Origin of the sequence: Arthrobacter sp. LjRoot78 (assembly GCF_964254335.1) — a bacterium.
Lineage (GTDB): Bacteria > Actinomycetota > Actinomycetes > Actinomycetales > Micrococcaceae > Arthrobacter.
This window is the reverse complement of the sequence record NZ_CAXUTG020000001.1, coordinates 176,598-200,812: the sequence shown is the minus strand read 5'-3', so window position 1 is coordinate 200,812 and position 24,215 is coordinate 176,598. Positions and strand designations below refer to the sequence as shown.

The 24,215-nt window shown below is 67.4% G+C and carries 23 protein-coding genes; 7 read left to right on the top strand and 16 right to left on the bottom strand.

The genetic code is table 11. The annotated features are described in order from the left end of the window. Positions 1–11: 11 nt before the first annotated feature. The 10 genes from ACSQ1X_RS01025 to ACSQ1X_RS00980 form a co-directional block, all read right to left on the bottom strand. Entirely contained in the window at positions 12–524 is a 513-nt protein-coding gene (locus ACSQ1X_RS01025; RefSeq protein WP_436056325.1) for a PH domain-containing protein, read from the bottom strand. Next, on the bottom strand, positions 505–1,032 hold the full coding sequence (locus ACSQ1X_RS01020; RefSeq protein ID WP_055801939.1) for a DUF3180 domain-containing protein: 528 nt from the start codon (positions 1,030–1,032) through the stop codon (positions 505–507). The genes ACSQ1X_RS01025 and ACSQ1X_RS01020 overlap by 20 nt, the downstream gene beginning before the upstream one ends. 3 nt (positions 1,033–1,035) lie before the next feature. After that, entirely contained in the window at positions 1,036–1,590 is a 555-nt protein-coding gene (folK, locus tag ACSQ1X_RS01015; RefSeq protein ID WP_055801943.1) for a 2-amino-4-hydroxy-6-hydroxymethyldihydropteridine diphosphokinase, read from the bottom strand. Then, positions 1,587–1,946 (bottom strand): dihydroneopterin aldolase, encoded by a 360-nt coding sequence (gene folB / locus ACSQ1X_RS01010; RefSeq protein ID WP_055801946.1) that lies wholly within the window; start codon positions 1,944–1,946, stop codon positions 1,587–1,589. The genes folK and folB overlap by 4 nt, the downstream gene beginning before the upstream one ends. 9 nt (positions 1,947–1,955) lie before the next feature. After that, the gene (gene folP, locus ACSQ1X_RS01005) at positions 1,956–2,891 is read right to left on the bottom strand and encodes a dihydropteroate synthase (protein WP_436056324.1); all 936 of its coding nucleotides are present in this window, start codon (positions 2,889–2,891) and stop codon (positions 1,956–1,958) included. A gap of 11 nt (positions 2,892–2,902) precedes the next feature. Beyond that, entirely contained in the window at positions 2,903–3,547 is a 645-nt protein-coding gene (folE, locus tag ACSQ1X_RS01000; RefSeq protein WP_436056323.1) for a GTP cyclohydrolase I FolE, read from the bottom strand. A gap of 9 nt (positions 3,548–3,556) precedes the next feature. Then, on the bottom strand, positions 3,557–5,626 hold the full coding sequence (gene ftsH / locus ACSQ1X_RS00995) for an ATP-dependent zinc metalloprotease FtsH (protein ID WP_436056322.1): 2,070 nt from the start codon (positions 5,624–5,626) through the stop codon (positions 3,557–3,559). A gap of 203 nt (positions 5,627–5,829) precedes the next feature. Then, positions 5,830–6,381 carry a hypoxanthine phosphoribosyltransferase gene (gene hpt, locus ACSQ1X_RS00990; protein WP_028270320.1) on the bottom strand — a complete coding sequence of 184 codons (552 nt, stop codon included), beginning with the start codon at positions 6,379–6,381 and terminating at the stop codon, positions 5,830–5,832. Between the two features lie 29 nt (positions 6,382–6,410). Further along, a complete protein-coding gene (gene tilS, locus ACSQ1X_RS00985) occupies positions 6,411–7,472 on the bottom strand; it encodes a tRNA lysidine(34) synthetase TilS (RefSeq protein ID WP_436056321.1) in 1,062 nt (353 codons plus the stop codon). A gap of 69 nt (positions 7,473–7,541) precedes the next feature. After that, complete coding sequence (locus ACSQ1X_RS00980) at positions 7,542–8,660, bottom strand: zinc-dependent metalloprotease (RefSeq protein ID WP_055801957.1); 1,119 nt, start codon at positions 8,658–8,660, stop codon at positions 7,542–7,544. Positions 8,661–8,816: 156 nt separating this feature from the next. Here ACSQ1X_RS00980 and ACSQ1X_RS00975 point away from each other — a divergent pair, with 156 nt between their 5' ends. Continuing rightward, a complete protein-coding gene (locus ACSQ1X_RS00975; RefSeq protein WP_055801960.1) occupies positions 8,817–9,002 on the top strand; it encodes a hypothetical protein in 186 nt (61 codons plus the stop codon). Here ACSQ1X_RS00975 and dacB read toward each other — a convergent pair. Beyond that, positions 8,999–10,471 carry a D-alanyl-D-alanine carboxypeptidase/D-alanyl-D-alanine endopeptidase gene (dacB, locus tag ACSQ1X_RS00970; RefSeq protein ID WP_436056320.1) on the bottom strand — a complete coding sequence of 491 codons (1,473 nt, stop codon included), beginning with the start codon at positions 10,469–10,471 and terminating at the stop codon, positions 8,999–9,001. The two genes, ACSQ1X_RS00975 and dacB, sit on opposite strands and share 4 nt — an antisense overlap. A 151-nt stretch (positions 10,472–10,622) precedes the next feature. On the opposite strand from dacB, the gene ACSQ1X_RS00965 reads away from it, so the two are divergent. The 3 genes from ACSQ1X_RS00965 (at position 10,623) to ACSQ1X_RS00955 (ending at position 13,368) form a co-directional block, all read left to right on the top strand. Next, positions 10,623–11,114 carry an inorganic diphosphatase gene (locus ACSQ1X_RS00965; RefSeq protein WP_055801965.1) on the top strand — a complete coding sequence of 164 codons (492 nt, stop codon included), beginning with the start codon at positions 10,623–10,625 and terminating at the stop codon, positions 11,112–11,114. A gap of 145 nt (positions 11,115–11,259) precedes the next feature. Next, on the top strand, positions 11,260–12,600 hold the full coding sequence (locus ACSQ1X_RS00960) for a carboxylesterase family protein (protein ID WP_436056319.1): 1,341 nt from the start codon (positions 11,260–11,262) through the stop codon (positions 12,598–12,600). A gap of 3 nt (positions 12,601–12,603) precedes the next feature. After that, the gene (locus ACSQ1X_RS00955; RefSeq protein ID WP_436056318.1) at positions 12,604–13,368 is read left to right on the top strand and encodes a DUF429 domain-containing protein; all 765 of its coding nucleotides are present in this window, start codon (positions 12,604–12,606) and stop codon (positions 13,366–13,368) included. A gap of 52 nt (positions 13,369–13,420) precedes the next feature. Here ACSQ1X_RS00955 and ACSQ1X_RS00950 read toward each other — a convergent pair whose 3' ends face one another. Continuing rightward, positions 13,421–15,868 carry a phosphoketolase family protein gene (locus tag ACSQ1X_RS00950; protein WP_436056317.1) on the bottom strand — a complete coding sequence of 816 codons (2,448 nt, stop codon included), beginning with the start codon at positions 15,866–15,868 and terminating at the stop codon, positions 13,421–13,423. Positions 15,869–16,043: 175 nt separating this feature from the next. On the opposite strand from ACSQ1X_RS00950, the gene ACSQ1X_RS00945 reads away from it, so the two are divergent. Further along, positions 16,044–16,598, top strand: coding sequence for a hypothetical protein (locus ACSQ1X_RS00945; RefSeq protein WP_436056316.1), 555 nt, complete (start codon positions 16,044–16,046; stop codon positions 16,596–16,598). A 6-nt stretch (positions 16,599–16,604) separates the two neighbouring features. After that, a complete protein-coding gene (locus ACSQ1X_RS00940; RefSeq protein WP_436056315.1) occupies positions 16,605–17,204 on the top strand; it encodes a MarR family transcriptional regulator in 600 nt (199 codons plus the stop codon). A gap of 40 nt (positions 17,205–17,244) precedes the next feature. Here ACSQ1X_RS00940 and ACSQ1X_RS00935 read toward each other — a convergent pair whose 3' ends face one another. The 4 genes from ACSQ1X_RS00935 to ACSQ1X_RS00920 are packed head-to-tail and all read right to left on the bottom strand — an operon-like array spanning position 17,245 to position 23,026. Next, on the bottom strand, positions 17,245–19,170 hold the full coding sequence (locus tag ACSQ1X_RS00935; protein WP_436056314.1) for a DUF2264 domain-containing protein: 1,926 nt from the start codon (positions 19,168–19,170) through the stop codon (positions 17,245–17,247). 37 nt (positions 19,171–19,207) lie between these two features. Next, positions 19,208–19,909: a ThuA domain-containing protein gene (locus tag ACSQ1X_RS00930; protein ID WP_436056313.1), complete on the bottom strand. Its 702-nt coding sequence runs from the start codon at positions 19,907–19,909 to the stop codon at positions 19,208–19,210. Beyond that, entirely contained in the window at positions 19,906–21,057 is a 1,152-nt protein-coding gene (locus ACSQ1X_RS00925; protein WP_436056312.1) for a LacI family DNA-binding transcriptional regulator, read from the bottom strand. Before ACSQ1X_RS00925 ends, ACSQ1X_RS00930 begins: the two co-directional genes overlap by 4 nt. Next, positions 21,047–23,026, bottom strand: a complete 1,980-nt coding sequence (locus ACSQ1X_RS00920; protein ID WP_436056311.1) for a heparinase — start codon at positions 23,024–23,026, stop codon at positions 21,047–21,049. Before ACSQ1X_RS00920 ends, ACSQ1X_RS00925 begins: the two co-directional genes overlap by 11 nt. Positions 23,027–23,191: 165 nt before the next feature. Between ACSQ1X_RS00920 and ACSQ1X_RS00915 the strand changes: the two genes are divergently transcribed. Next, entirely contained in the window at positions 23,192–24,205 is a 1,014-nt protein-coding gene (locus tag ACSQ1X_RS00915) for a hydroxyacid dehydrogenase (RefSeq protein ID WP_436056310.1), read from the top strand. Positions 24,206–24,215 lie beyond the last annotated feature (10 nt).

Sequence of the window (24,215 nt, the reverse complement as noted above, 5' to 3'; positions counted from 1 at the left end):
GTAGCCTGGGGTCACAGCCCGGCCAGCCGTGCAGCGCCCCGGGCGGAAAGCTGTTCACGGAGCCGCGCCCCCTCATCGGCAGGCAGGCCCGGGATTTCAGCGTTGGTGCCGGCGGAGGCGGTGTGCAGCTTCAGCGTGCAGAGGCCGAGGGCGCGTTCCACGGGGCCCACGCCGATGTCGACGTACTGCATCCGGCCGTAGGGGACCACCAGGGTGCGCTGGAAGAAAATGCCGTTGCGGATCAGCAGGTCGTCGTCGCGCTCGGCGTACCCGATGGCCCGCACCTGGCGGGGTATCAGCAGCAGCCGCCAGACGGCGAGCAGCAGCATGACGGCCGGAACCGTGATGGCCAGCCAGAGCGGAACCCACTCCCACCAGCCCGCCAGGGTGAACACGAGCGGCAGCGACAGCAATGCCACGGCGATGAGGTTGCCGACCGCCCATTCGACCAGGCGGACGGTCACGTATTTGGGTGAAACGCGGAGCCAGGAGATCCCCGGCGGATCAATCGCCTCGGTACGCATATTCGCCCTCCCCCTTGGGCTTGCGGGCTCCCCTTCCGGGTGCTCCCGGCGCGCCGTCGGCGTCGCCGTCTTCGGGCGGAATCCGGCAGAAGCGTTCAACCACCAGCCCCACGATGATCATGGCAAGTCCGCCGCCGGCCATGGAAAGCGCCAGCCAGGTGATTCCCTGGTCGCTGCGCAGGTTCCAGAGCCGCAGCAGGTCCAGGAAGATTCCCGCGTGCCAGCCCAGGAGCACGGCCCCGGTGTACGCGCAGGCCTGGGCGAGGACCAGCGTCCAGGCGGCCAGGATGGGGTTGAGCATCTTCTTCTTGTTGCCGTTCCGCCAGCGCAGGACGCGGATTCCGAGCACCAGCGTGAGCGCCACGATCACGCCCATGGTCACCAGGCCGGTCTGGGGCAGCACCGGGGTGGCCAGGCCGTAGCGGGTGGTCATGACGGTCGCGAACCAGCCGGCGATGGCCAGGATCAGCCCGACGACGATCAGCAGGAAGGGGTTGACGGGTTTCACGGCCTACTCCACTGCTCCCGCAGTGGGCAGGCCGTCAAAGTCCCCGAAACCGTCGAAGGGGGCAAGATCGGGAAAGTCAGCGGCGCGGACCGCCAGTTCGCCCACGCGGACGCCGTTGAGCTCCGCCGCGGGGTCGATGAGCGACCACGGGTACAGGACAAATGCGCGCTCCGCGGCACGCGGATGGGGCAGGGTCAGGGCGGGGTCCGCACTCACCAAATCGCCGTAGGTAATGATGTCCACATCCAGGGTCCGCGGACCCCACCGGACTTCGCGCACCCTGTGGTGCTTGTTTTCCACGGCCTGGCAATGACGCAGCAGTTCCGACGGCGGCAGCGAGGTCTCCACCGTGATCACCATGTTCAGGAAATCCGGCTGGCCTTCAGGGCCGCCCACGGCTTTGGTCTGCACCACCGGGGACACTGCGATCAGCCGCACTTCGGGCCGGTCCACGAGGTCTGCGACGGCGCTGGAGAGGGTGTCGTTCCGCTCCCCCAGGTTGCTGCCCAAGGCCAGGACGGCCCGAACGTACGGGTTGTTTGAGTACGGCGGGTTCATGACCGCCGCCGATGCACGCTGACGGAGACGTCGCCGAACTCAACCTCGATGGGAGCCTTGGGCTTGTGCACGGTGATGTCGACGGCGGCAAGCGGGAACTCCTGCAGCAGGTCTTCGGCGATGCGCACGGCCAGGGCCTCGATCAGGTTCAACGGCTCGCCGGTGATCCAGTGCTTGATGCGTTCGGCCACCTCACCGTAGTGGGCGGTATCCAGGACGTCGTCCGAGGCGGCCGCCTTGGTGAAATCCAGGTGCAGCACCGCATCAACGATGAACGGCTGGCCGTCGCGGCGTTCGAAATCGAACACCCCGTGATGGCCGACGGCGGTAACACCGCTCAGCGTGATTGTGTCCATTGTGGCTGCCTACTTGGCGGGTCTGGAGTCGCCGAGGGTTCCGGCGGACATCCGTGCGGCAACCTTGACGGCGTCAAGGCTGGGTCCGACGTCGTGCACGCGCACGGCCCATGCGCCGCGGGCGGCGCTGATCGCCGTGATGGCGGCGGTCGCGTGGTCCCGTTCCTGGGGGGCGGCCGCCTTGCCCGCCACGGTCAGCAGCGTGCCAAGGAAGCGCTTGCGCGAAGCTCCCACGAGAATCCTGTGGCCGAGGGCCTCCAGCGGTCCCAGGTTCCGCAGGAGCTCCCAGTTCTGGACATCGTTCTTGGAAAAGCCCAGCCCCGGGTCCACGATGATCTGCTCCGGCGCTACACCGGCCGCGTACAGCTTGTCGCGCACGCCCACCAGTTCGGCGGCGACTTCCTCTGCCACGTTGCCGTAGTCGGTGAGGGAGGTCATGGTCTTGGCGTCGCCGCGGCGGTGGGTCAGCACATACGGGGCGCCGGTGCGGGCAGCCAGTTCCGCCATCTCCGGCTCCATCGTCAGCCCGGAAACGTCGTTGATGATGGCGGCGCCTGCCTTGAGGGCAGCGGCTGCCGTTGACGCGTGGGTGGTGTCGATGCTGACCAGGGCGCCGGCCTTGACCATGGCCTCGACCACGGGCAGCACACGGCGCTGTTCCTCTTCGGGGCTGACTTCCTCAGCACCGGGGCGGGTGGATTCGCCGCCAATGTCGATGATGTCGGCACCGGCGTAGAACATCCGGAGGCCGGCCGCGATGGCGGCGTCCGGCGTCGGATGCGTGCCGCCGTCGCTGAAGGAATCCGGGGTGACGTTCAGGATGCCCATCACCAGCGTGCGGTCCGTGGGGAGTTCTTCAAACTTGGCTGCCGGCCGCGGTTTACGCAGGATTGGCAAGGGGTTTGTTGCGGGTCCGGTTCCAGGGGCAGCAGCTAGGGAGTCCATAGTCTGTTTTATTACCTTCCGAGTATGAGGCTCATGGCTTCGGCGCGGGTGGCCGGGTCATGCAGTTGACCGCGCACGGCACTGGTGACGGTCTTGGCACCGGGCTTGCGGATGCCGCGCATGGACATGCAGAGGTGTTCGCACTCAACGACCACGATCGCGCCGCGCGGCTTCAAATGCGTCACCAGTGCTTCGACGATCTGGGTGGTCAGCCGTTCCTGCACCTGCGGGCGCTTGGCGAACATGTCCACCAGCCTGGCGAGCTTGCTCAGCCCGGTAACTTTGCCGTCGTGCGAGGGAATGTAACCCACGTGCGCCACCCCATGGAACGGCACCAAGTGGTGCTCACAGGTGGAGTAGAACGGAATGTCCTTGACCAGGACCAGCTCCTCGTGGTCCAGGTCGAAGGTGGTGGCCAGGATTTCCGCGGGGTCGTGGTGGAGGCCGGCAAAGACCTCCGAGTAGGCCTTGGCCACCCTTTTGGGGGTGTCAAGCAGCCCGCTGCGGTCCGGGTCCTCCCCGATGGCCAGCAGGATTTCCCGGACGGCCGCCTCGATCCTGGGGCGGTCCACCTTCGTGCCTCCCCCATGCCGCGAATGGCCTGCAGTGGAGGGGTTGGCGGTGCCGGAAACGTCGTTGTCGTCGAAATGATTCACAGCAGAAGCTTAGCCGTGATGCGGTCCGTCGGCGCCGACGTCCGTAACACCGCCGCCGAAGTTCTCCTGGCTTGCTACGCCCTGGGGGTGGGGCGGCTGGGCGTCCAGCGGCTCTTCCAGGCGGGCTTCCTTGGCTTCCTCCTGGGCCTCACGCTCGGCCCGCTCCAGCCGGGACTCAACGGGGCCGGCGGTCTGCACCGGACGGCTTTCCTTGGAGAGCCACACTTCGCGGAAGTCGCGTTTGCGGATGTCCCGGAAGACATGCGCAATCTCAGCCTGGTTGAGGGTTTCCCGCTCGAGGAGCTCAAGGGCCAGGGAATCGAGGATGTCGCGGTTCTCGGTGAGGATCGCGTAGGCCTCGTCGTGGGCCTGGTCGATCAGGCGGCGCACTTCCTCGTCCACGATGTAGGCGATCTGGTCCGAGTAGTTGCGCTCGTGGCCGGCGTCGCGGCCAAGGAACGGCTCGCCGCCGCCCTGACCGAGGCGCACGGCACCGACGCGTTCGCTCATGCCAAACTCCGTGACCATCTTGCGGGCCGTTCCAGTGGCCTTCTCAATGTCGTTGGAGGCGCCGGTGGACGGATCGTGGAAGACGATTTCCTCGGCCACGCGGCCGCCCATGGCGTAGGCCATCTGGTCCAGCAGTTCATTGCGCGTGATGGAGTACTTGTCGTTCTCCGGGACCACCATGGTGTAGCCCAGGGCGCGGCCGCGCGGCAGGATGGTGATCTTGGTGACCGGGGCGGAGTTCCGCAGGGCGGCAGCCACCAGGGCGTGTCCGCCTTCGTGGTACGCGGTGATCTTCCGCTCGTGTTCCTTCATGACGCGGCTGCGCTTCTGCGGTCCGGCCATGACGCGGTCAATGGCTTCGTCGAGTGCGCGGTCGTCAATCAGGTTGGCGTTGGAGCGGGCCGTCAGCAGGGCGGCCTCGTTGAGGACGTTGGCGAGGTCCGCACCGGTGTAGCCGGGGGTTTTCTTGGCGACGGCCTTCAGGTCGACACCGGGAGCCATCGGCTTGCCCTTGGCGTGCACCTGCAGGATCTGGTCGCGGCCCACGAGGTCGGGAGCCTCAACGGTGATCTGGCGGTCGAAGCGGCCGGGGCGGAGCAGGGCCGGGTCCAGCACGTCAGGACGGTTGGTGGCGGCGATCAGGATGACGTTGGTCTTGACGTCGAAGCCGTCCATTTCAACCAGCAGCTGGTTGAGGGTCTGCTCGCGTTCGTCGTTGCCGCCGCCGATGCCGGCGCCACGGTGACGGCCGACGGCGTCGATCTCGTCCACGAAGATGATGGCGGGCGAGCTGGCCTTGGCCTGCTCGAAGAGGTCGCGGACACGTGACGCACCCACGCCGACGAACATTTCGACGAAGTCGGAACCCGAGATGGAGAAGAACGGCACGCCCGCTTCACCGGCGACGGCGCGGGCCAGCAGGGTCTTACCGGTGCCCGGAGGGCCGTAGAGCAGCACACCCTTGGGGATCTTGGCACCAACGGCCTGGAACTTGGCCGGTTCCTGGAGGAATTCCTTGATTTCCTGGAGCTCTTCGACGGCTTCGTCGGCACCGGCGACGTCGCTGAACGTCACCTGGGGCATGTCCTTGTTGACCAGTTTGGCCTTGGACTTGCCGAACTGCATGATCTTGGATCCGCCGCCCTGCATGCGGGAGAGCAGGAACCAGAAGAGGACGCCCAGCAGCAGTACCGGAATCAGGAGGGAGAACAGCCCGGAGAACCAGTTGTTTTCGATCGGCTGGTCAGTGAAACCGCTTGAGGGGTTGGCGTCGGTGACTGCCTTGACCACATCCGCGGCGCGGGCGTTGACGAAGAAGAACTGGACGTTCTTGCCCTTGTCCTGGCCGTCGATGACCAGGTTGTCCTTGAGGACAAGGTCCACGCGGTTTTCCGCGTCAAAGATCTTGGCCTGTTCCACCTTGCCGCTGTCTGCAAGAAGCTCGAGGCCCGGCTTGGTGTCGATCCGGGTAGCCCCGCCGGGGGCGAGCGTGGCAAAGGCCAGCAGGAGCATTCCGACCACAACTACGATCCAGATGCCCGGGCCCTTGAAGAAACTCTTAGCTTTCATCTGATCGGGGGCTGGCCCCGTCCCTCCTGGTAGTGCTGCACGGCGACTGGTCTGCGCGCGTGTGGTGCTGCGTCAGCTACTAGCTATACACCGTTCGGAGTGAATCACGCACGGTGTAGGGCAAAAGTTCCCTCTAGGCGTAGCGGTGCATGGCCGCGGCCTTTTCGGGCCCAGCCGGCCGGGAGGGATCCCGGGGAGTGCGCCTACTCGTAGACGTGGGGGGCCAGCGTGCCCACGAAGTCCAGGTTGCGGTATTTCTCGGCGTAGTCCAGGCCGTAGCCCACAACGAATTCGTTGGGGATGTCGTAGCCGACGTACTTGACGTCGATCTGGACCTTCGCGGCCGTGGGCTTGCGGAAGGCGGTGCAGATTTCCACAGAGGCGGTGCCGCGGGATTCCAGGTTGGTCTTGAGCCAGGACAGCGTCAGGCCGGAATCAATGATGTCTTCAACGATCAGCACATCCTTGCCCATCAGGTCCGTGTCGAGGTCCTTCAGGATCCGCACAACACCGGATGACTGGGTCCCGGAACCGTAGGAGGAAACTGCCATCCAGTCCATGGAAACGTGGCTGTGAAGTGCCCGCGCCAGGTCCGCCATGACCATCACCGCGCCCTTCAAAACGCCGACGATGAGGAGCTCCCGGCCCTCGTAGTCCTTGTCGATCTCTGCAGCGAGCTCGGTAATCCGCTGCTGGATCTGATCCTTGGTGTAGAGAACGTGCTTGAGGTCTGCCTGGACGTCGTTTGAATCCACCAATGGCTCCTGTGTAGATGCGGGTGCGACTATTTTTGGGGCGGCTTGTGAAGCCGGAATACTAGCTTCCCACAGCGGGCGGCTTCGCGGGGACCGCCGGTGGCAGCATCATGCGCCCCGGCCGGCTGATTCCGCCCTTCGCCGGCGAGGATCTCCGCCAGCGAAAGCCGGTAGGCACTCACACCGCCGGGAAGTTCCACGGGACCGGCGGAACCCCGCCGGCGCAGGAGCGCTTCCGCGGCGAGCAGCCGCTGGTAGCTCGGTTGCTGGCCCCCGACGGCGGCGGCCGCCTTGGCGATCACCCGGAACCGGATGGCGGGGGCCAGCTTGCCCAACGCCGTTTCGGGAAGACTGATTTCGACGCCGGACCGCTCGGCCAGTTGCTCAAACGTGCTGTTCGCCACGTCGTCGAGGTAGTCGGCGTCCAGCTGCAGGATGGCTGCCGTCCGGGCGAGGGACTCCGCGACGCCGGGACCGAGTTTTTCCTCCAGCATCGGAAGGACCTCCACGCGCGTCCGTGACCGGGCAAAGGACGGGTCGGCATTGCTCGGATCGTGCCACGGCTCCAGGCCTTCGACGGCGCAGATCTCCAGGGTGTCGGCGCGGCGGAGGCCCAGGAAAGGCCGGAGCAGGAGTCCGCGGACCGGCCGCATTCCCGCGAGCGAGCGTGTCCCGGAGCCCCGCGCCAGTCCCAGCAGCACCTGTTCCGCCTGGTCGTCCAGGGTGTGGCCAAGGAGGATCGCGCCGGCACCGGCCAGGGCGGCGGCTTCCTCCAGGGCGGCGTGGCGGGCGTCCCGGGCTGCGGCTTCGGGGCCGATCCCGGTGGACGCGACGTCAACCCGCCGGATGTCCACGGGAGAGAGCCCCAGGTCACGGAGGACGTCGGCGGTATGGGCGGCGACGCCGGCGGAACCGGGCTGCAGCTGGTGGTCCACGACGACGGCGCCCACCGATACAGGGTGCCCGTCAACATGGCCGCGCCGCCCGAAGTAGGACGCGACAGCGGCGAGGGCCAGGGAATCCGGGCCGCCGCTGCAGGCGACGAGCACCCGGCCGGGGTAGCCGACGTCGGCCAGGGCCTTCTGCAACATTTTGCGCGCCTTGCCGACGACGGGCGACAGCCGGCCGGGACGCCGTCGTCCGGTTGCGGGTTGGGACAACTAGAGCCCCATCCGCTCGAGCCAGAGCTTGGCGTCATGGATTTCCGGCTCCGTGGGCAGGTTCCCGGCGGATTCCCAGACCCGGTTGAAGCCCTCCATGCCGGCGACGTCCACCACGGCGCGGACGAACTTGGCGCCGTCCGTGTACTGGCGCATCTTGGCATCGAGGCCCAGCAGGCTGCGGATGAATTTCTCCACGACGCCGCGGTCCTTGCCGCGGGCGTTGAAGCGTTGCCTGATGGTCTTGACGGACGGGACGATGCTGGAATCCACGGCGTCCATCACCACGTTGGCGTGGCCCTCCAGCAGGCTCATCACGGCAGTCAGGTGCGAGAGGGAGGCTTTTTCCTCAGGGTCCTGCAGCAAGTCCAGGATGGCGCCGCGGCCCGGCGCGGTTCCGGCGGCCGTGCGGTCCTTGAGGGACCGGGCCGCGGCCGATGCGCGCTCGAGGAGGGTGTCGACGTTGCCCAGCAGGTGTTCGCTGAGGTTGTCGATTTCGTTGAGCATGTGGTGGCGGAGCCACGGTGCGGCGGCGAACTGCACCCGGTGGGTCTGTTCGTGCAGGCAGACCCACAGCCGGAAGTCCTCGGGGGCAACGTTGAGTTCGCGCTCCACCTGGACGATGTTCGGCGCCACCAGGAGCAGGCGCCCGGCGGCGGGGGCGGTGGAGTCCTCGGCGAGCGCCGAGAAGGGATCGTACTGGCCCAGGACCTTGCTGGAGAGGAAGGCGAGCACGGCGCCCAGCTGGCTTCCGGTGATGGCTCCGCTCACGGAAGCGGCACCGGGGCTCATGGTTCCGCGGCGGCCTTCGAGCATTTTCTCCATCGCCGGTTTCAGCATGACGGCAAAGCTCTGGGTGTTGGCCTTGGCCCAGGAGGCACGGTCCACCACCAGCACCGACGAATCACGGAGGTCCCGTGCCGCTTCCAGGCCGGTGATGTCGTGGACGTGCGGCACGGAGATATCGGCCATAAGGCGCAGGTTCTCCACGGCCGCACCGATTTCGGCGGACCCCAGCGCCGGGCCGGCGGGAGCCAGGCGCGCGGCAGTTGACGCTGCGAGCTCCCAGTTGATCAGTGCCTGGGCCTGTGCTGATGAATCGCCTGCAGTTGACTCCATAGCGTCCATCAGATCACAGCACCCTGCCGTTACGCCTTAAGTTCGCTGACCGGCGAACGGGTTCAACGCACAGGCAGGGCACAGGATCGGAACAGAGGAACACAAATGTTCCGGGCCAGAGTTGGTACAGAAGTCCACACCGCCAAGGAGAGTCCGATGATTGCGTACCGTCCGATCCCGCCGCTGAGCCTGGGGAAGAGCACCGGCTGGAGGTCCGTCCTGTCCGCCGTGGTGATGGCCGCCCTGCTGGGCACCGCCGCGTTTGGGACCCCCGCGGAAGCGGCACCCAAGGCCGGCGTGAGTTCCGCGGCGATGCCCGAAGTAGGAGATGCTGCCGCCTAGCGGCACCCGCAGGAGGCCAGTGCCGAGGCCGTGCGGTCAAGCGCCGTCCTGTTGCCCGCCGCGCCGGGCTGCAGCCCGTTGCCTATGAAGGAGAACACCAGAAGGCGCCCGTCGGCGTCCACAACGTAGCCGCTCAGGGCAATCACTGAGTTCAGGGTGCCGGTTTTGGCCCGGACCAGCCCTGCGCCGCGCTCCGTCGATGCATCCGTGTACCTGCTGCCCAGGGTTCCGGTCAGGCCGGCCACGGGGAAGCCGCCGATGGCCGCGCGCAGGCTGGGTTCCGTGCCGGAGGTGATGGCCCGGACGATTTCGGCCAGTTGCCCGGCCGACACCTGGTTGCCCAGCGACAGGCCCGAAACGTCGGCCACGCGAAGGCCGTCCGTGGGGATTCCGAGGTCCTGCACCTGTTTGAACACGGTGGCCGTGGCGCCGTCATTGCTGCCGGGTTGTCCCGCGGCGACCGCCGCCAGCCGGCCCAGCACCTCGGCCAGGTAGTTGTCCGAGGTCTGAAGCATCAGGTCCACCTGCTGGCGGAGCGTGGCGGACTTGACCTCGGCCAGCACCTTGCCGGTTTCCGGCGCCTGGCCACGCACGACGCCGGGCATGACGGACAGCCCGGCGGCGGCGGCCGCCGTCGTGAGCTGGGCGGAGAACGCCTCGGCCGCTGTCATTGCGGCGTCCTGAGGCCGCGGTCCGGTGGTTACGGCGGGGTCGTATCTGGCCGAGTTGAGGGCGAGCGGGAACAGGGGCGCGGTCTCGCCTGCGGCTACATCATCCGGGCTCCACGTGGGGTTCAGCGCCGGACCGGTGAACAGGGAATCGTCCAGCCGTACCTGCACCGGACCCTTGATGCCGCTTTCCTGCAGGGCCTTGACGGTGAGCTGGGCCAGCGTGGCCAGTCCGGCGTGGCCCATCACGGTGTCCGGGGACGACACCCCTGCACCGAGCAGGACGTCGCCTCCGCCGGTGAGAACCACCGACCCCGGCTCAGCCCCGGACACCACCTTGGTGCTGAAGCGCTGGTCCGGCCCGATGGCACGGACAGCGGCGGCGGCCGTCAGGAGCTTCATGTTGGAGGCGGGCACGCGGGCTTCCGCACCCCCGCGGTCGAACAGCACCTGCCCGGTGGCGGCGTCCTGCACCACGCCGGTAAAGGACCCGCCGCCGTCGGCCTGCAGTGTGGTGTTGAGCTGTGCGCCGAGCGTGTCCGGCCAGGGCACGGGGGCCGAGTCCTTGAGGGGCGCAATTCCCTGCGGGAGGGAAAGGTCCCGGGGAACCTGCTGCCAGGCGGGAACAGCGGACTCAGTGCTTTCCGGCTCCGGGCCCCGGCCGGTGAAGGCAGGGGCCACCAGCATGGCCGCCGGGACGGCGAGCGCCACAATCAGGATGGTTAGCAGCGCCAGCGGCAGTTGCCGCCTGATGATGGCCGTCCAGGGATGGCTGGCCACGTGGCTCATCATGCGTTTCATGCTGCTGCTGGTCCTTATAGTCCTGAAATGTCCCCACTAGTTCATGAAACCTGGGCCTATCGCTATATCCTCAATAGTAGTCGGCGGCACCGACACTCCTTTTGCTGGTCATTCTGTGTGCCGCGAACACCCTGAAGTCGAGGAGCATTCCATGAAGCATGACGTGACCATCGAGATCCCCAAGGGATCACGCGTCAAGTACGAAGTCGATCACGAGACCGGCCGCGTCCGCCTGGACCGTGTCCTGTTTACGTCCATGCAGTACCCCACCCACTACGGTTTCTTCGAGAACACGCTGGGCGAAGACGGCGACCCGCTGGACGCACTGGTGCTCCTGCAGGACTTCGATCTGCACCCGGGCGTCATCGTTGAAGCCCGCCCCATCGGCGTGTTCAACATGACCGACGACGGCGGCGGGGACGCCAAGGTCCTCTGCGTGCCCACCGACGCCCGCTTCGACCACATCAAAGAGGTCAGCGACGTCAGCGAATACCTGATCAAGGAAATCGAGCACTTCTTCACCCGGTACAAGGACCTGGAGCCGGGCAAGTGGGTCAAGGCTGAAGGTTGGGGCGACCGCGCCGCTGCCGAAGCCGAGCTGGAAGCCTCCATCAAGCGCTACGTTCCGGCCGCCGGCCACTAATTTCCGCCGGCAGGTACGCGTTAGTGCGGCCTGCGACACGGATCCCCGTCCCCCGGACAAATCCCCGCATCATGCGAGGGGGAAAGGTCCGGGAGGCGGGGATTTCTGTTGCCCGGCACCAGTAAATCTGTGGAATCGTTGCCTTGTGACTTCCGTGCCTTCCTTTAATCCCCCGCGCTTTAGTCCTCCGTGCGGGCCGGTCACCGGCTGGCGCGACGGCGACGTCGTGCGCGCCACGGGCATCCCGTACGCCACGGCGGGCCGCTTCCAGCCGCCGGCCAGTGCACCTGACTGGACCGAGGTCCGGGCAGCAACCTCGCTGTCCCCCGCGTGCCCGCAGGGCCCGGTGCCGTTCCTCGATGACATCCTCGGAACCCGCTACGGTGAGCTTCCCGGCAGCGAGGACTGCCAGCGCCTCTCGATCACTATCCCGGCCGACCTTGCCGACGGCGAGCGCATCCCTGTCATGGTGTGGCTCCACGGCGGGTCCTACACCTCGGGCTCCGGCGACCTGGCCATTTTCGATCCGAAGACCCTGGTCGCCGAGAACCGGGTCATCGTTGTATCCGTGACGTACCGCCTGGGCCTGTTCGGATATCTGGCAACCGGTACGGGCCGGCCCGGAAACCTCGGCCTCTTGGACCAGCTGGAGGCGTTCCGCTGGGTGCAGCGCAACATCCATGCCTTCGGCGGCGATCCGGAACGCGTTACCGCCTTTGGCCAGTCAGCAGGAGGCGACGCCGTCGCCCACCTGATGGCGACCCCGGAGGCCTCCTCGTTGTTCCAGCGCGCCATCATCCAGAGCGCGCCCCTGGGCATCACCCGGGGCCGGGAGAAAATGAGCGCCGCAATGGGTGTCGCAGCGGAACATGTCACCGAAGACACCCCCGCGATGGACGTTGTTGCCATTGAAGGGCGTGTTTCTCAGGTGGCCCGGAAGTTCGGGCTCAAGGCCGCCATGCCCTTCGGCACGCAGTACGGACACGCACCGCTGCCGCCGGAACACGAGATTGAAGCCGCATGGAACTCGGCCGCACCCGGAATCGAGGTCCTGATCGGCCATACTGCCGACGAGGCGCGCATGTTCCTGCCGGGAAACCCCGTTGCCGGCCGCCTGGCCAAAATCCCGGTGGTCGGAACCGCCGCCGTCAACGCAGTCAGCCGGGCCGTGACTGAAGCCGTCTATGGCCGGGCCGCCCGGAAGTTCGCCCGGCGGCACGCCCGGGCGGGAGGAAAAGCGTACAGCTACGTGCTCACCTGGGCCGCGCCCGGGAACTTCTTTGGGGCCGCCCACACCGTTGACCTGCCGCTGCTGTTCGGCAACAAACAGACGTGGGCCACGGCCGGCCTTGTCGCGGGCGCCACCTGGGACGACATCGACGCTCAGGGCCGTGCCCTCCGCGCCGTCTGGGCCCGGTTCGCCTCCGGGGAAGGCCTCGACAGCCGGGGAGAACTCCCCGGCACACTCCGCTACCGTTCCGCCTGACCCGTGAGGACACTGGGCGTGGACCTCGCTGCGGCCACCAGGAAGACCGCGGCGGCGGTGCTCGAATGGACCCAAGGTGGTGCGCGGCTGGTCCACCTCTCCCTGGACGTCACCGACGAGCAGATCGTGGAGTTGTTCGGCGCCAGCGACATGACGGGCATCGACTGCCCGGTGGGCTGGCCGGACGCCCTCCTTCCCTTCCTTGCCGGGCACCTGAAGTTCGACGCGCATCCGGTCCTTGACCATGACGGGATTGCGGGCCGCCGGCTGCTGGCCTACCGGGACACCGACAGGTTCGTCACCGGCGCCACCGGCCTCATTCCGCTCAGCGTCTCCGCGGACCGGCTGGCCCATCCTGCGATGCGCTGCGCGGTCATCCAGGCCAAGATCGCGCTGGATTACGGTCCGCAGGCAAGGGACGGCTCCGGCCGGCTGGCGGAGGTCTACCCGGCAGCGTCGCTGAAACTCTGGGGAATCCACGCCCGGGGCTACAAAGGGCGCGGCACCGCGGAGGCGGAGCGGCTGGGCCTGATCCTGGACAGCCTGACCTCCGCTGCGCCCTGGCTTGACCTGGCCGGATACCGTGATGCCCTCGAGGCCTCTGACGACATGTTCGACGCCGTCATCGCCTCGCTCACGGCCCGCGCCGTGAGCCTCCGCCAGACTCTGGTGCCGCCGGGTACCCATGCCGCCGCGGCCCTCAGCGAAGGCTGGATCCATGTGCCCTCCGGCCCGCTGGCTGACCTGCGCAGGACCGGGACCGGGTAGCCGGCGCCCTGCGGGCTACCCCCCGGGGCTAGCCGCCGAGCGTCCAGGCGAGCTACCCGCCGAGCGTCCAGTCGCGGATCTCCTCCATGTCCTCGCCGTGGCTGCGCGTGTGGTTGTGGGCCCGGATGCGCTGGTCCTGCAGCGACTGGCGCAGCAGGGAGTGCCGCTCTGCCAGTCCGGGAACCCGGTCGATGGCATCGATGGCCAGCTGGAAGCGGTCAATCCCGTTGAGCATGGCCATGTCGAACGCCGTAGTCGTGGTTCCTTCTTCCTTGTAGCCGCGGACGTGCAGGCCTTCCTGGTTGGTGCGCCGGTAGGCCAGCCGGTGGATCAGGGACGGGTAGCCGTGGTAGGCGAAGATGATCGGCTTGTCCGCCGTGAAGATGCCGTCGAAGTCGCGTGAGCTCAGCCCGTGGGGGTGTTCACTGCTGTCCTGAAGCCGCATCAGGTCCACCACGTTGACCACTCGGATCTTCAGCCCCGGGGCGCCTTCCTTCAGCAACTCCGCGGCGGCGACGGTCTCAACGGTGGGAACGTCTCCGGCGCAGGCAAGCACCACGTCCGGCTCTTCGCCCGGCACCTCGGATCCGGCGAATTCCCAGATCCCCAGTCCCCGCTGGCAGTGGTGGGCGGCATCAGCCGGTCCCAGCCAGGTGGGTGAGGGCTGCTTTCCGCTGACCACGATGTTGACGTAGTCCCTGGACCCTAGGCAGTGCTCCATCACGGAGAGCAGCGTGTTGGCATCCGGCGGCAGGTAGACCCGGATGACCTCGGCCTTTTTGTTAACGGCGTGGTCGATGAAACCCGGGTCCTGGTGTGAGAAACCGTTGTGGTCCTGCTGCCACACGTGCGAGGACAGGACGTAGTTCAGCGATGCCACCGGCTGGCGCCAGGCGAGCTCCCGGTGGACCTTGAGCCACTTGGCGTGCTGGTTGAACATGGAGTCGACGATGTGGATGAAGGCCTCGTAGCAGCTGAAGACTCCGTGCCGGCCGGTCAGGAGGTAGCCTTCCAGCCAGCCCTGGCAGAGGTGCTCGCTGAGCACCTCCATGACGCGGCCGGCCCGCGCAAGGTGCTCGTCGACGTCGTCGATCCGGTACTGCCAGACTTTGTCGGTGACGTCGTAGACGTCCTGGAGGCGGTTGGACGCGGTCTCATCGGGGCCGAAAAGCCGGAAAGTCTCCGGGTTTTGGGCTACAACGTCCCGCATCCAGCCGCCGAGGGTGATCATGGCGCTGACCCGCTGCACCCCCGGCACGGGCACTTCGACCGCGTGCTTGCGGTAGTCCGGCAGTTTGAGGTCGCGCAGCAGTATGCCGCCGTTGGCGTACGGCGTCGCACTCATCCGCAGTTCCCCGGCAGGAGCGTTTTCCGCGACGTCGGGGCGGAGCCGGCCGGCGTCGTCGAACAGCTCGCCCGGCCGGTAGGACTGCAGCCACTGTTCGAGCTGGGCCAGGTGCTCCGGATTGGTGCGGACCTCGGACAGCGGCACCTGATGGCTCCGCCAGGTGCCCTCCACCTGCTTGCCGTCCACCTGCTTGGGGCCGGTCCAGCCCTTGGGCGAACGCAGCACGATCATGGGCCACTGGGCGGCCCCGGCGTCGTCACCGGCGCCCTCTGGCGACACGGCGCCGGCGTTGCGGCGTTCGGCCTGGATGGCGCGGATATCGGCCAGGCAGGTTTCCAGGACAGCGGCGAAGTCGCGGTGGGCCCGTTCGACGTCGTCGGGATCCGTCACGGTGACAAAGTACGGTTTGTGGCCGTAGCCGCGCAGCAGCTGTTCCAGCTGTGCCTCGGGCATCCGGGCCAGGATGGTGGGGTTGGCGATCTTGTAGCCGTTCAGGTGCAGGATGGGCAGCACCGCGCCGTCAGCCACGGGGTCCAGGAAGTTGTGCGAGTGCCAGCTGGCCGCGAGCGGCCCGGTTTCCGCCTCGCCGTCACCGATCACGACGGCGGTAATCAGCTTCGGATTGTCGAAGACGGACCCGTACGCGTGCGCCAGGGAATACCCGAGTTCGCCGCCTTCGCTGATGGAGCCCGGAGTCTCGGGAGCGGCGTGGCTGGGGATGCCGCCCGGGTAGGAGAACTGCCGGAACAGTTCAGCAAGCCCCGGTTCATCGTTGCCCACGTTGCTGTAGATCTCCGAGTAGGTGCCCTCCAGCCACGCGTTGGCCACCACGGCGGGGCCGCCGTGGCCGGGTCCGGCGATGAACAGCATCTCCTGCCGGTCCCGCCGGATGACCCGGTTGAGGTGGGCGTAGACGAAGTTGAGTCCGGGGGTGGTGCCCCAGTGGCCCAGGAGCCTGGACTTGGCGTCCTCCGCACGGAGGGGTTCGCGCAGCAGCGGGTTGGAGCGGAGGTAGATCTGGCCCACGGACAGGTAGTTCGCCGCCCGCCACCAGCGGTCCACGAGCCCGAGTTCGCTGCTGTCCCTTGTTTCAGTCCTTGTACCGTGTGTCTTGGTGTCACTGACTGTGTCCCCACTCAGGGCGTCGGCCATGGAGGTCCTCCGTTTCCGTCAATGCCGCCGTCGGCAGCGTCCTCCCCCATCGCAACATCTTCGGGGCACGGGCACAACCTATGCGCGGGTGGGTTGTCCTGCCCATCGCGATGCAACGCGTCCCGGGGTAAGTTCATTCTGTTTTGATTCGGCGCTGGAATAAGGGGAAGCCACCGTGGCAAGGGTCCATGAAAGAAGCACCACACTGATCGACCCGGCCAGCGGACGCCCGGTCCGCCGGCACACCGTCTCCGGGGCCTCTTACGTGCCCATGCCGGGCTGGCCGCATTTCTGGGGCCGCGCCTGGGATGCCTTCGTAGTCTTGGCTGTCTCGGGAATCCTGATGGCCGTGCTGAATTCCTTGGTCCAGAATTTTGCCTTGGGTTCGCTGTCGCTGGCATTGCTATCCAGCGACTGGCTGTTTTTTGCGGCCTTGGCGACCGTGTGGTTCCTGGTCCTCTTCGGCTACGGCATGGTCTGCGGTGCGGTTGGCAGCCTGGGTGATGCGGCAGCCGGGATGCGTTCTGTCAGAATCACGGACGGCACGACGTCGGGCGCCTGGCTCGGCGGCTGGCGTGCCGTCTGCTGGTCGTTCGCGCCCGCCTACATGCTGATGGCGTTCGCCTCCGCACTCGGAGGCGGCAGCGGGGACACCTTTGACGCGAAGTTCACGGCCGTGGACGTCCGTGCAGTGGTAGGCCCGGAAGGACGGCCACCGGGTATTCTGTGATCCACAATGTTCACGCTGACCATCAACCAAACGGACAGCCGGCGCGACGGTGACCGGGTTCCGCAGTTGCTCAAGGACCTGCGGCACATACCGGCGCGCCTTGACTTTGACCGCTCCGTTGAGGACGAGGTCCAGGGCATCGTTGAGTTCCCGCACCAGGCCGTGGAGGCAGCGTTGGTGGCCCTCCGCTGCGGCAGCTGGTTCGTGGGAATCGGCGTAGGTCCCGTGAATGAGCCGCTGCCCAACCAGATCAAGGACGCCAGCGGGCACGGCCTGATCTACGCCCGCCGTGCCGTGAACCGCCTGCGTAACGGCAAGGAACGCGTCCCCGTCGCGGTTGACGGCCCGCTGGCAGACCTCGCGGCTGAAGCTGAGGCTGTCCTGAAGCTGCTCGGCCACATTGTTCACGGCCGCAGCGCGGCCGAGTGGCGTGTCCTGGACCTGCTGACGCCCGGAGTGCGGGGCCAGCAAAAGGCTGTTGCCCAGGAACTTGGCATCACCACCCAGGCGGTCAGCAAGGCCGTGGCCAGGGCCCAGTGGAACGAGGAACATGCGGCCCGCCCCGCCGCGGCACGGCTGCTCCAGCTGATCCTTGAGGTCCGCTGAGCCGGTGCCGTCAGCGCCATGCCATGCCATGCTGTGAAATTTATGGTGCGGTGAAATCCGCCCATACGGCGCCCAGGTCAACCGAGGTGCCGTCCGCGAACTCGAACCGTGGTCCCCCGTCGACCAAAACGGCACCGTCCAAGGCCTGTTCCGTGCCCGTTCCATATAGCCCGACGACGGCGGCGTAGTCACCGTCCGCCACCGGCCCCGACGTGCCGACCCACGGAATGATCAGGCCCTCCCCCATCGGATGCGGACCCTCACGCCGCCAGGTTCCGGCGTCCCCAAGCGGTGAGCCCCACCCGGCGAGTGGACGAAGCCCGCTGGCTACGGAGGCCGCGGAATCCACCGGCCAGCCGCCGATCCGCAACCTGGTGTCCGTGTCCGGGGCTGCGCCGCGGACTCGGACGAGCCGCAGTTCCACCGCTCCCCTGGTCAGTGACACCACTGTCACTTCGGGGCCTCGGGTCGCAGTCCCTGTGGCTCCGCTGCCGTGGTCGGGCCCGCCGTCGGGATCAACCGCAATCCAGTTGGTGCCGGCCCGGGATGCGCCGGCGAGGACGCCGCCGAGATCCCTCTGGCCGAGGGATTCGAAACCGGTGCGGTGCGTGAGCCGGCCCTCGCTGTCCACCAGCACGACGGCGTTGTCCAGGGATTCCGGTTCAAGGTCCGGGAAGGTGTGCGTCGAGTAACCGAGGCGTGCATAAAGCGGTGAGTCTGCCGCCTCAACCCCCGGATTGGCATGGTCCGTTCCGTGGTTCCGAATGCGCACCACGCCGTCTGCCGCGGTTCCGTCCACCTGCCACCCCGGGGCGGTGATGAGCCGTTGGATATCGCCCGATTCCACGGGGAGGGGCTCCTCGACTGTGGTCCACACCCGGTGATCCGCCGGCAGGGCCAATCCGAGGAACCCCTTGGCGGCCCAGTACGGCGAGCCGGCGCCCGAATAGGACTGCCTCATTCCGGGAAACTCGCCGTGCCAGCCGATGGAGAGCAGGCCGCTCCCGGTGATCGCACCGCGGCGGGCGAAATAGTCCAGCATTCCGGAAGCGGCCCGCCGGCTCATCCCCGGCGCCAGCCGGGTGTGTCCCGAAAGCTCACCCGCCCAGAAGGGCGCGGCGGCGGCGAAGCGGTAGATGAGGCTGCGTCCCTGGATCAGCGGCGCACCGTTGCCCCCGACAAGGCAGGCGGCGTCGTCGAGGAAGTCGGCGAGCCGCTCGCCGTCAAGCTTCTTCCTGGCCTGCACCCGCGGATCGTCCGGGACCATTAGCGCCCAGAGCTGCGGGTAGACCTGGAAGGCCCAGCCCACATAGTGGTCGTAGGCGCGCTCGGGGCCGTCGGCAAACCAGCCGTGGCCGCGGTAGAGGGAATCATGGATGGCCAGCCCGGCGTCGATGTCTCCGTCCGAATATCGTCCTCCGACGCTGGCAAGGAACGTCTCCACCACAATCTGGAACCACACCCAGTTGATGGGCGGGTACTCCTCACCGATCACCGTTTCGAACCACGCGACCAGTTGCTCCTGGACCCGCTGCGGGAGCTTGTCCCACAACACGTCCCGGGTCAGTGCCAGCCCCACGGCCAACGACGCCGCCTCCACCTTCGCCTGGCCCAATTCACCGGGCGTGGGCCAGCGGTCCGGGTTCCCGGGGTTGGTGCCGGCGTCCAGGCCCTTCGCGTACCAGTCTGCGATCCAGCCTGTTTCCTGCGGGTCGCCGGCGATCCGGAAGGAGGCCAGCAGGAAGGTCCGGGCGAAGGCCTCCAGCGAGTCGCTGCGCGGGCCATAGGCGCTGTTGGCGCCGGGCAGGTGGATGTTGGCGTGGTCATCGGTGCCGTAGCGCTGGGCCGAGCGGAGCAGATAGTCGGCGTAGGCGCACCAGTGCACGCGGGTCAGGCCGGTGTGCGGCGAAAGCCCGCGGTCCAGGGCGGGCAGGGTCAGGGCAAACGGGGTCGCTGTGGATGGCATGGGGTCCTCAGGGTTGGAGGGCTGGCGGTCGGGAAGGCTAGCCGGCGGTGAGCCACGCGATGGCACGGAGCAGGACCTCGCGGTGCTCAGGGGATTCGTAGGAGGCGGCGTCGTGGCCGAGGGCGTCGTAGAACGTCCGGCCCGGACCCCGGTCCAGGGACCACATCACCGGATGCTCGAGGCCGTCGTGAGTGTGCGTGGCATGGACGTTGATGACAGGCGCTGTCTGCAGGTAGCTGTACCGCTCGTCCATCAGCTCAAAGTCCGTGATGCCCTCAACCAGGTCACCGGATTCCGTCCGCACGCGAATCGATGCTGGGCCGTAGTCAGGGTGCATGGACGTTCCGCGGATCCAGCGTCCGCCCAGCGCGTCCGCCCATTCAGGGGCGTCAAGGAAACTGGTGGAGCTGACGTGGCTCACCAGCATGGGCCTGCCGTCCGCCAGCCAGCGCCGCAGACCTGCCGAAGCTTCGGGCGTTCCGGGCGAAGGCCCGCCATCACGCGGGAGGCCGACGTTCACCACGAGCAGGTCGGGAAGACCCGAGAGGGATGACCCTGTCGGGGCAGCCAGCCCGGCAAGGGCGGCGTCGACGTCGTCGGCCGTCTCCACGCCGAAACGCGCTTCCCGGAGGAGTTCCGCAAGGGCCGCGGAGGTTTCCGCGAAGGGGTGCCACGGATCCGCGTACCGCCCCGCGCCGCTCAACACCAGCGCCCGCGGCGCAGCCACGGCCGCGGTCACCGGGAGTCCTGAAGCGCGCCTTCGGCAGGAACGCGTGGCGCGCCGACCGACGACTCACGAAGGATCAGCTCCGGGTTCAGCTCAATGCGGTGTACCGGCCGCATCCTCCCCTCCGCCAGGCGGGCGGCCATGAGCTGGACGGCAACCTTGCCCACATACTGCTTGGGCGGCCGGACAGCAGAGATGGCGGGCTCGGCAAGGTAGGCCACTTCGTCGTCGTACCCCACGATCGCCATGTCCCCCGGCACCTGCAGTCCCCTATCCACGCAGTGCTGCACGAACGCCACCGCCTGGGTGTCCGAATGAACCAGCATGGCCGTGGTTCCCGTCTTCTTGCACAGCTCGAGGACGTGGTCGAAGTGCGCGGCCCGGTCCCCGTTGACCAGCTGGGCCGAATCCTCATGGATGGAGTCTTCCACCGGGATCTTGAGGGCTTTCATGGCCTGCCGCCATCCACGCACCACGTGGGGGCTGGTGGGACTGGAGGAATCGGTGAGGCAGCCGATCTGCCGGTGGCCTTCCTGCCACAGGTGCCGGACCGCCATGCCGGCGCCGAACGCGTGGTCAGTGGCAACCCACTCAAGGCGGTGCGCCGGGTTGTCGCCGGGCGCACGGCGCTCGGCCAGCACCACCGGAATGGGCAGCGCATTCAACCAACGAAGCAGCTCCTGGCCGCGGTCCCCGGTCATGTCCGGGGCCACAATCAGCCCGTCGATGTTCTGCGTGTCGAGCAGGGCCTGCACCTGCCGGCGGTTGTCGGCTGCGTCGTAAGCGGAACCGCGGACCAGGATCCGCAGGTTTTGCTCCTCGGCCTCGGCTCTGGCGCCGCTGATCACCTGCGGCCAGTAGTAGTCCAGGGATGGGACCACCATGCCGATGGAGTAGCTGTGCGATGACGGCCGGCCCATCGCCGCAGAACGGTCCAGCGGGCTGGGCAGCGTGGCGCCGCCGTGCACGCGGGACACCAGTCCTTCGTCCGCGAGGGTGTTCACGTCGCGGCGGATGGTCAGTTCGCTGACGCCCAGTTTCGCGGCGATGTCGCGCACGGTGATCGCGCCGTGCGCCCGGAGTTCCTCCATGAGCCGCTCACGGCGCTGGAGCGAGAACAGGGACTTGCCGCCCGCTTCCGGGCCTGATTCAGTACTCATTCGTTGCCTCCACAGTGAGGGTGAATGCGCCGGAGGCGCGGGTTTCGGCCGGCATGCGGAACCGCAGGCGGGTCAACTTTTCGCCCCAAACGTCCCGCAGCAGCGGATCGTCAAGGTCCCATTCGTCCACCAGCACGACGGCGGTGGCCGGCTTCCAGCGCAACCGGACGCCCCAGCCTTCACCACCGCCCGGGATGCCGTGCGGCAGGACTGTTGCGGTGGCGTCGTTGCCGACGCTCAGGGTTCCGGCGACAAGGTAGCTGATGTCGACGTCGTCCGTTCCCCCGGGCGGAAGCCCTCCTGGCGGCCGCTCAGGCAGGCACCAGCGATCGTCGATGACAACCGTGCCCTGTTCCCGGTTGAGCAGCGACGTGCGGATCCACTGTTCGGCGTGACCCAGCCCGTAGGCTGCGCCGAGTCCGAGGGCAAGCGCCGGTTCGTCCGCCGCGGGCTCCTGGAGGACTGTCGCGGCGAACTCCTTCCCGGTCCCCTGCTCCAGCCCGAACGGCGCAGGAACACTGTGCCAGGCACTTTGCATGGCCCGGATTTCGTAGCGGTCGGGTCCGAAAGTCTGGGCGGTGTAGGTGGGCTGGCCGGCGTCCACGAGCAACGGCACACCGTCGACGGCCACCACCACCGACCCGACGTCGCGGTGGTTGTGGTGCTCGCCGTTGTGGCCGCCCTTGGCTGCCAGGGTCAGGCCGGACACGGTGCCCGGAGTTTGCCGGGCCACCATGATCTGCACGGACGGAAGGTAGGCGAAGGCCGTCAGCGGCGGCCCAGTCTGGTGCTTCCCGCCGGCCTCCGGACGGGGTGCCAACAGCGAGTGCAACACCCGGCCGAGTCCCGCCGTCGCATCAGGTTCCTTGCCGGCGAAGGCCGCCGCGTGCTGCGCGGCTTCCGCGTCGCCCAGGCGAACGGCCCACCGGTGCAGCATGTCCCACGGGAGCCCCTCGGCTGCGCGTGCCGGGCCATCGGCAACATTGAGGAACCAGCGGTGGCCGAGGTGCATGCGGTGCGGGAAGGCGGCCAGCGCACGGATGACCGGGAGGTCGACGTCGAGCAGCCCGTCGGTGGCTTGTTCCAGGACGGCGAGGCCTTCCAACGCCCGGCCTGCGCCGTTCCACCAATAGGCGAAACCCTCGTCGATGGCGCCGTCTTCCGGAATGGAGGCGAGGAAACGGTCAATGCCCTCGATGCACCGCGCGATGGTGCGGGCCTGCAGTGCCGGATCGTCCACCAGGAGCAGCGCAGCAACGATGATGTTCGAGTGGATCCAGGGGTTCCAGTTGTGGACATCCCCGTCGAGGCCGAGCCAGTGCCAGTCAAGGCGGTCCAGGAAAGGCCGGATCACGCGGTGGTGCGTCTCGTGCCGCAGGCGCTTCCGCAGCCCGGGTGCCCGCTCGTCCAGCCGTTCGCCCAGCACCAGGTCCAGCCAGGCCAGCTGCGCCGCAACCTCGCCTGCGCCAAGGTCCACATACGGGCGCGAACGGTCGGGGACCACCTCCCCGGCGCGGCTATTGACGTCGTCGTGCGCGGCCCAGCTCCAGGAACTCTGCTCGCACAGGAGATACGCCCCGTCGATAGCCTCATCCAGCCAGCCAGGCTCTCCGGTAACAGCAGCCATCACGACGGCTCGGGTCAGCCGCTGCTGGCGATCCGCCACGAGACCCTCATAAAACGTGCGATTTCCATCGCGGAAGTACCTCGCGTACTGGGACACCAGCGGCTGGGGCCACGGGCTCCCCTTCTCGCCTTCCGCCCGGGCGGCCAACTTCCCCAGCGGTCGGGAGCCAGCGAGCTGCCACACGCCGTGGGACGCGGGACGCACGATGAGGCGCTGCCTCGAACCATGGAGTGCCTCAATCAGTGCAGAGGCGTCAGCTTTACGGCCCCACGCTGCGCGCAGCGGGTGCGTGCTGGACAGTGGCGGCGCTTCCACGGCTGCGGTGCCGGGGGTTGTTGCCATAGTGGATTCGTCCCTCGTTTGTTCGAATCTGATCGTTTCGGTTCGAGTTCGATTGGGTTGAATGAATTGTCTTGTTTATGAGTATGTACTGATTATTAGATGTGATGCAACACATAAATAACCGGCCGAGCAGGCCACCCAAAACTCGAAGGGAGGATCCCCTCAATGTCGCTCAAGCCCCAGGCACTGCTGGTAATGAATAGCGGAACCTTTGCTGACCAGTTTGATTCCACGCGGCTGGACCGGCTGGCAGGACTGGTCGACCTCGGCGGTCAGCCGTGGACGGATTCCCTGGACTCACCCGAACTCGCGCGACGTTTGGAGGAGGTTGAAATCCTCCTCACCAGCTGGGGCGTGCCGCATCTCAACGCAGAGCGGCTGGAGCGTATGCCCAGGCTGCGCGCCGTCTTCCACTGCGCGGGAACGGTCCGGGGCTTCGTCAGCCAAGAACTCTGGGACCGGGGCATCCTCGTGACCAACGGAGCCGACGCCAACGCGATCCCCGTTGCCGAATTCACGTTCGCATCGATCGTCCTGGCCGGCAAGAAGGCCCAGGTTCTCGCCAACGATGCGCGCTTCTCCCGTGATGACTGGCGCTACGCCACCGAACGGGGCGAGCTCGGAAACATCGGCCGTGTGGTGGGCGTCATCGGCTTCTCACGCATCGGCCGCAGGGTGGTCCAACTGGTCCAGCAACTCCAGGACGTTACCTGCCTGGTCAGCGATCCCTACGCCGATCCCCTCGAGGTGGCCGCCGCGGGCGGAAGGCTGGTGACCCTTGAAGAACTCCTGCCGGTGTCCGATGTCGTCACCATCCACGCACCGGCCCTGCCGGAAACACGCAACATGATCAGCACACGGGAGCTTCGCGCCATGAAGGACCACGCAACGCTCATAAACACCGCACGCGGTTCGCTCCTTGATACCAAAGCACTCGAAGCGGAGTGCGCCACGGGACGCATCACCGCGCTGCTTGACGTCACGGAACCCGAGCCCCTGCCCGCGGACTCCGTGCTGTACGACCTTCCCAACGTCATCATCACCCCGCACATCGCAGGCTCCCTCGGCACCGAAACGCGCAGGATGTCGGATGCAGCCCTGAACGACCTTGAACGGTACCTCGCCGGCAAGGACCTCCTGGCCCAGGTAATGCACGAAGACCTCGGCCTCAGCGCTTAAGCCCCACCCC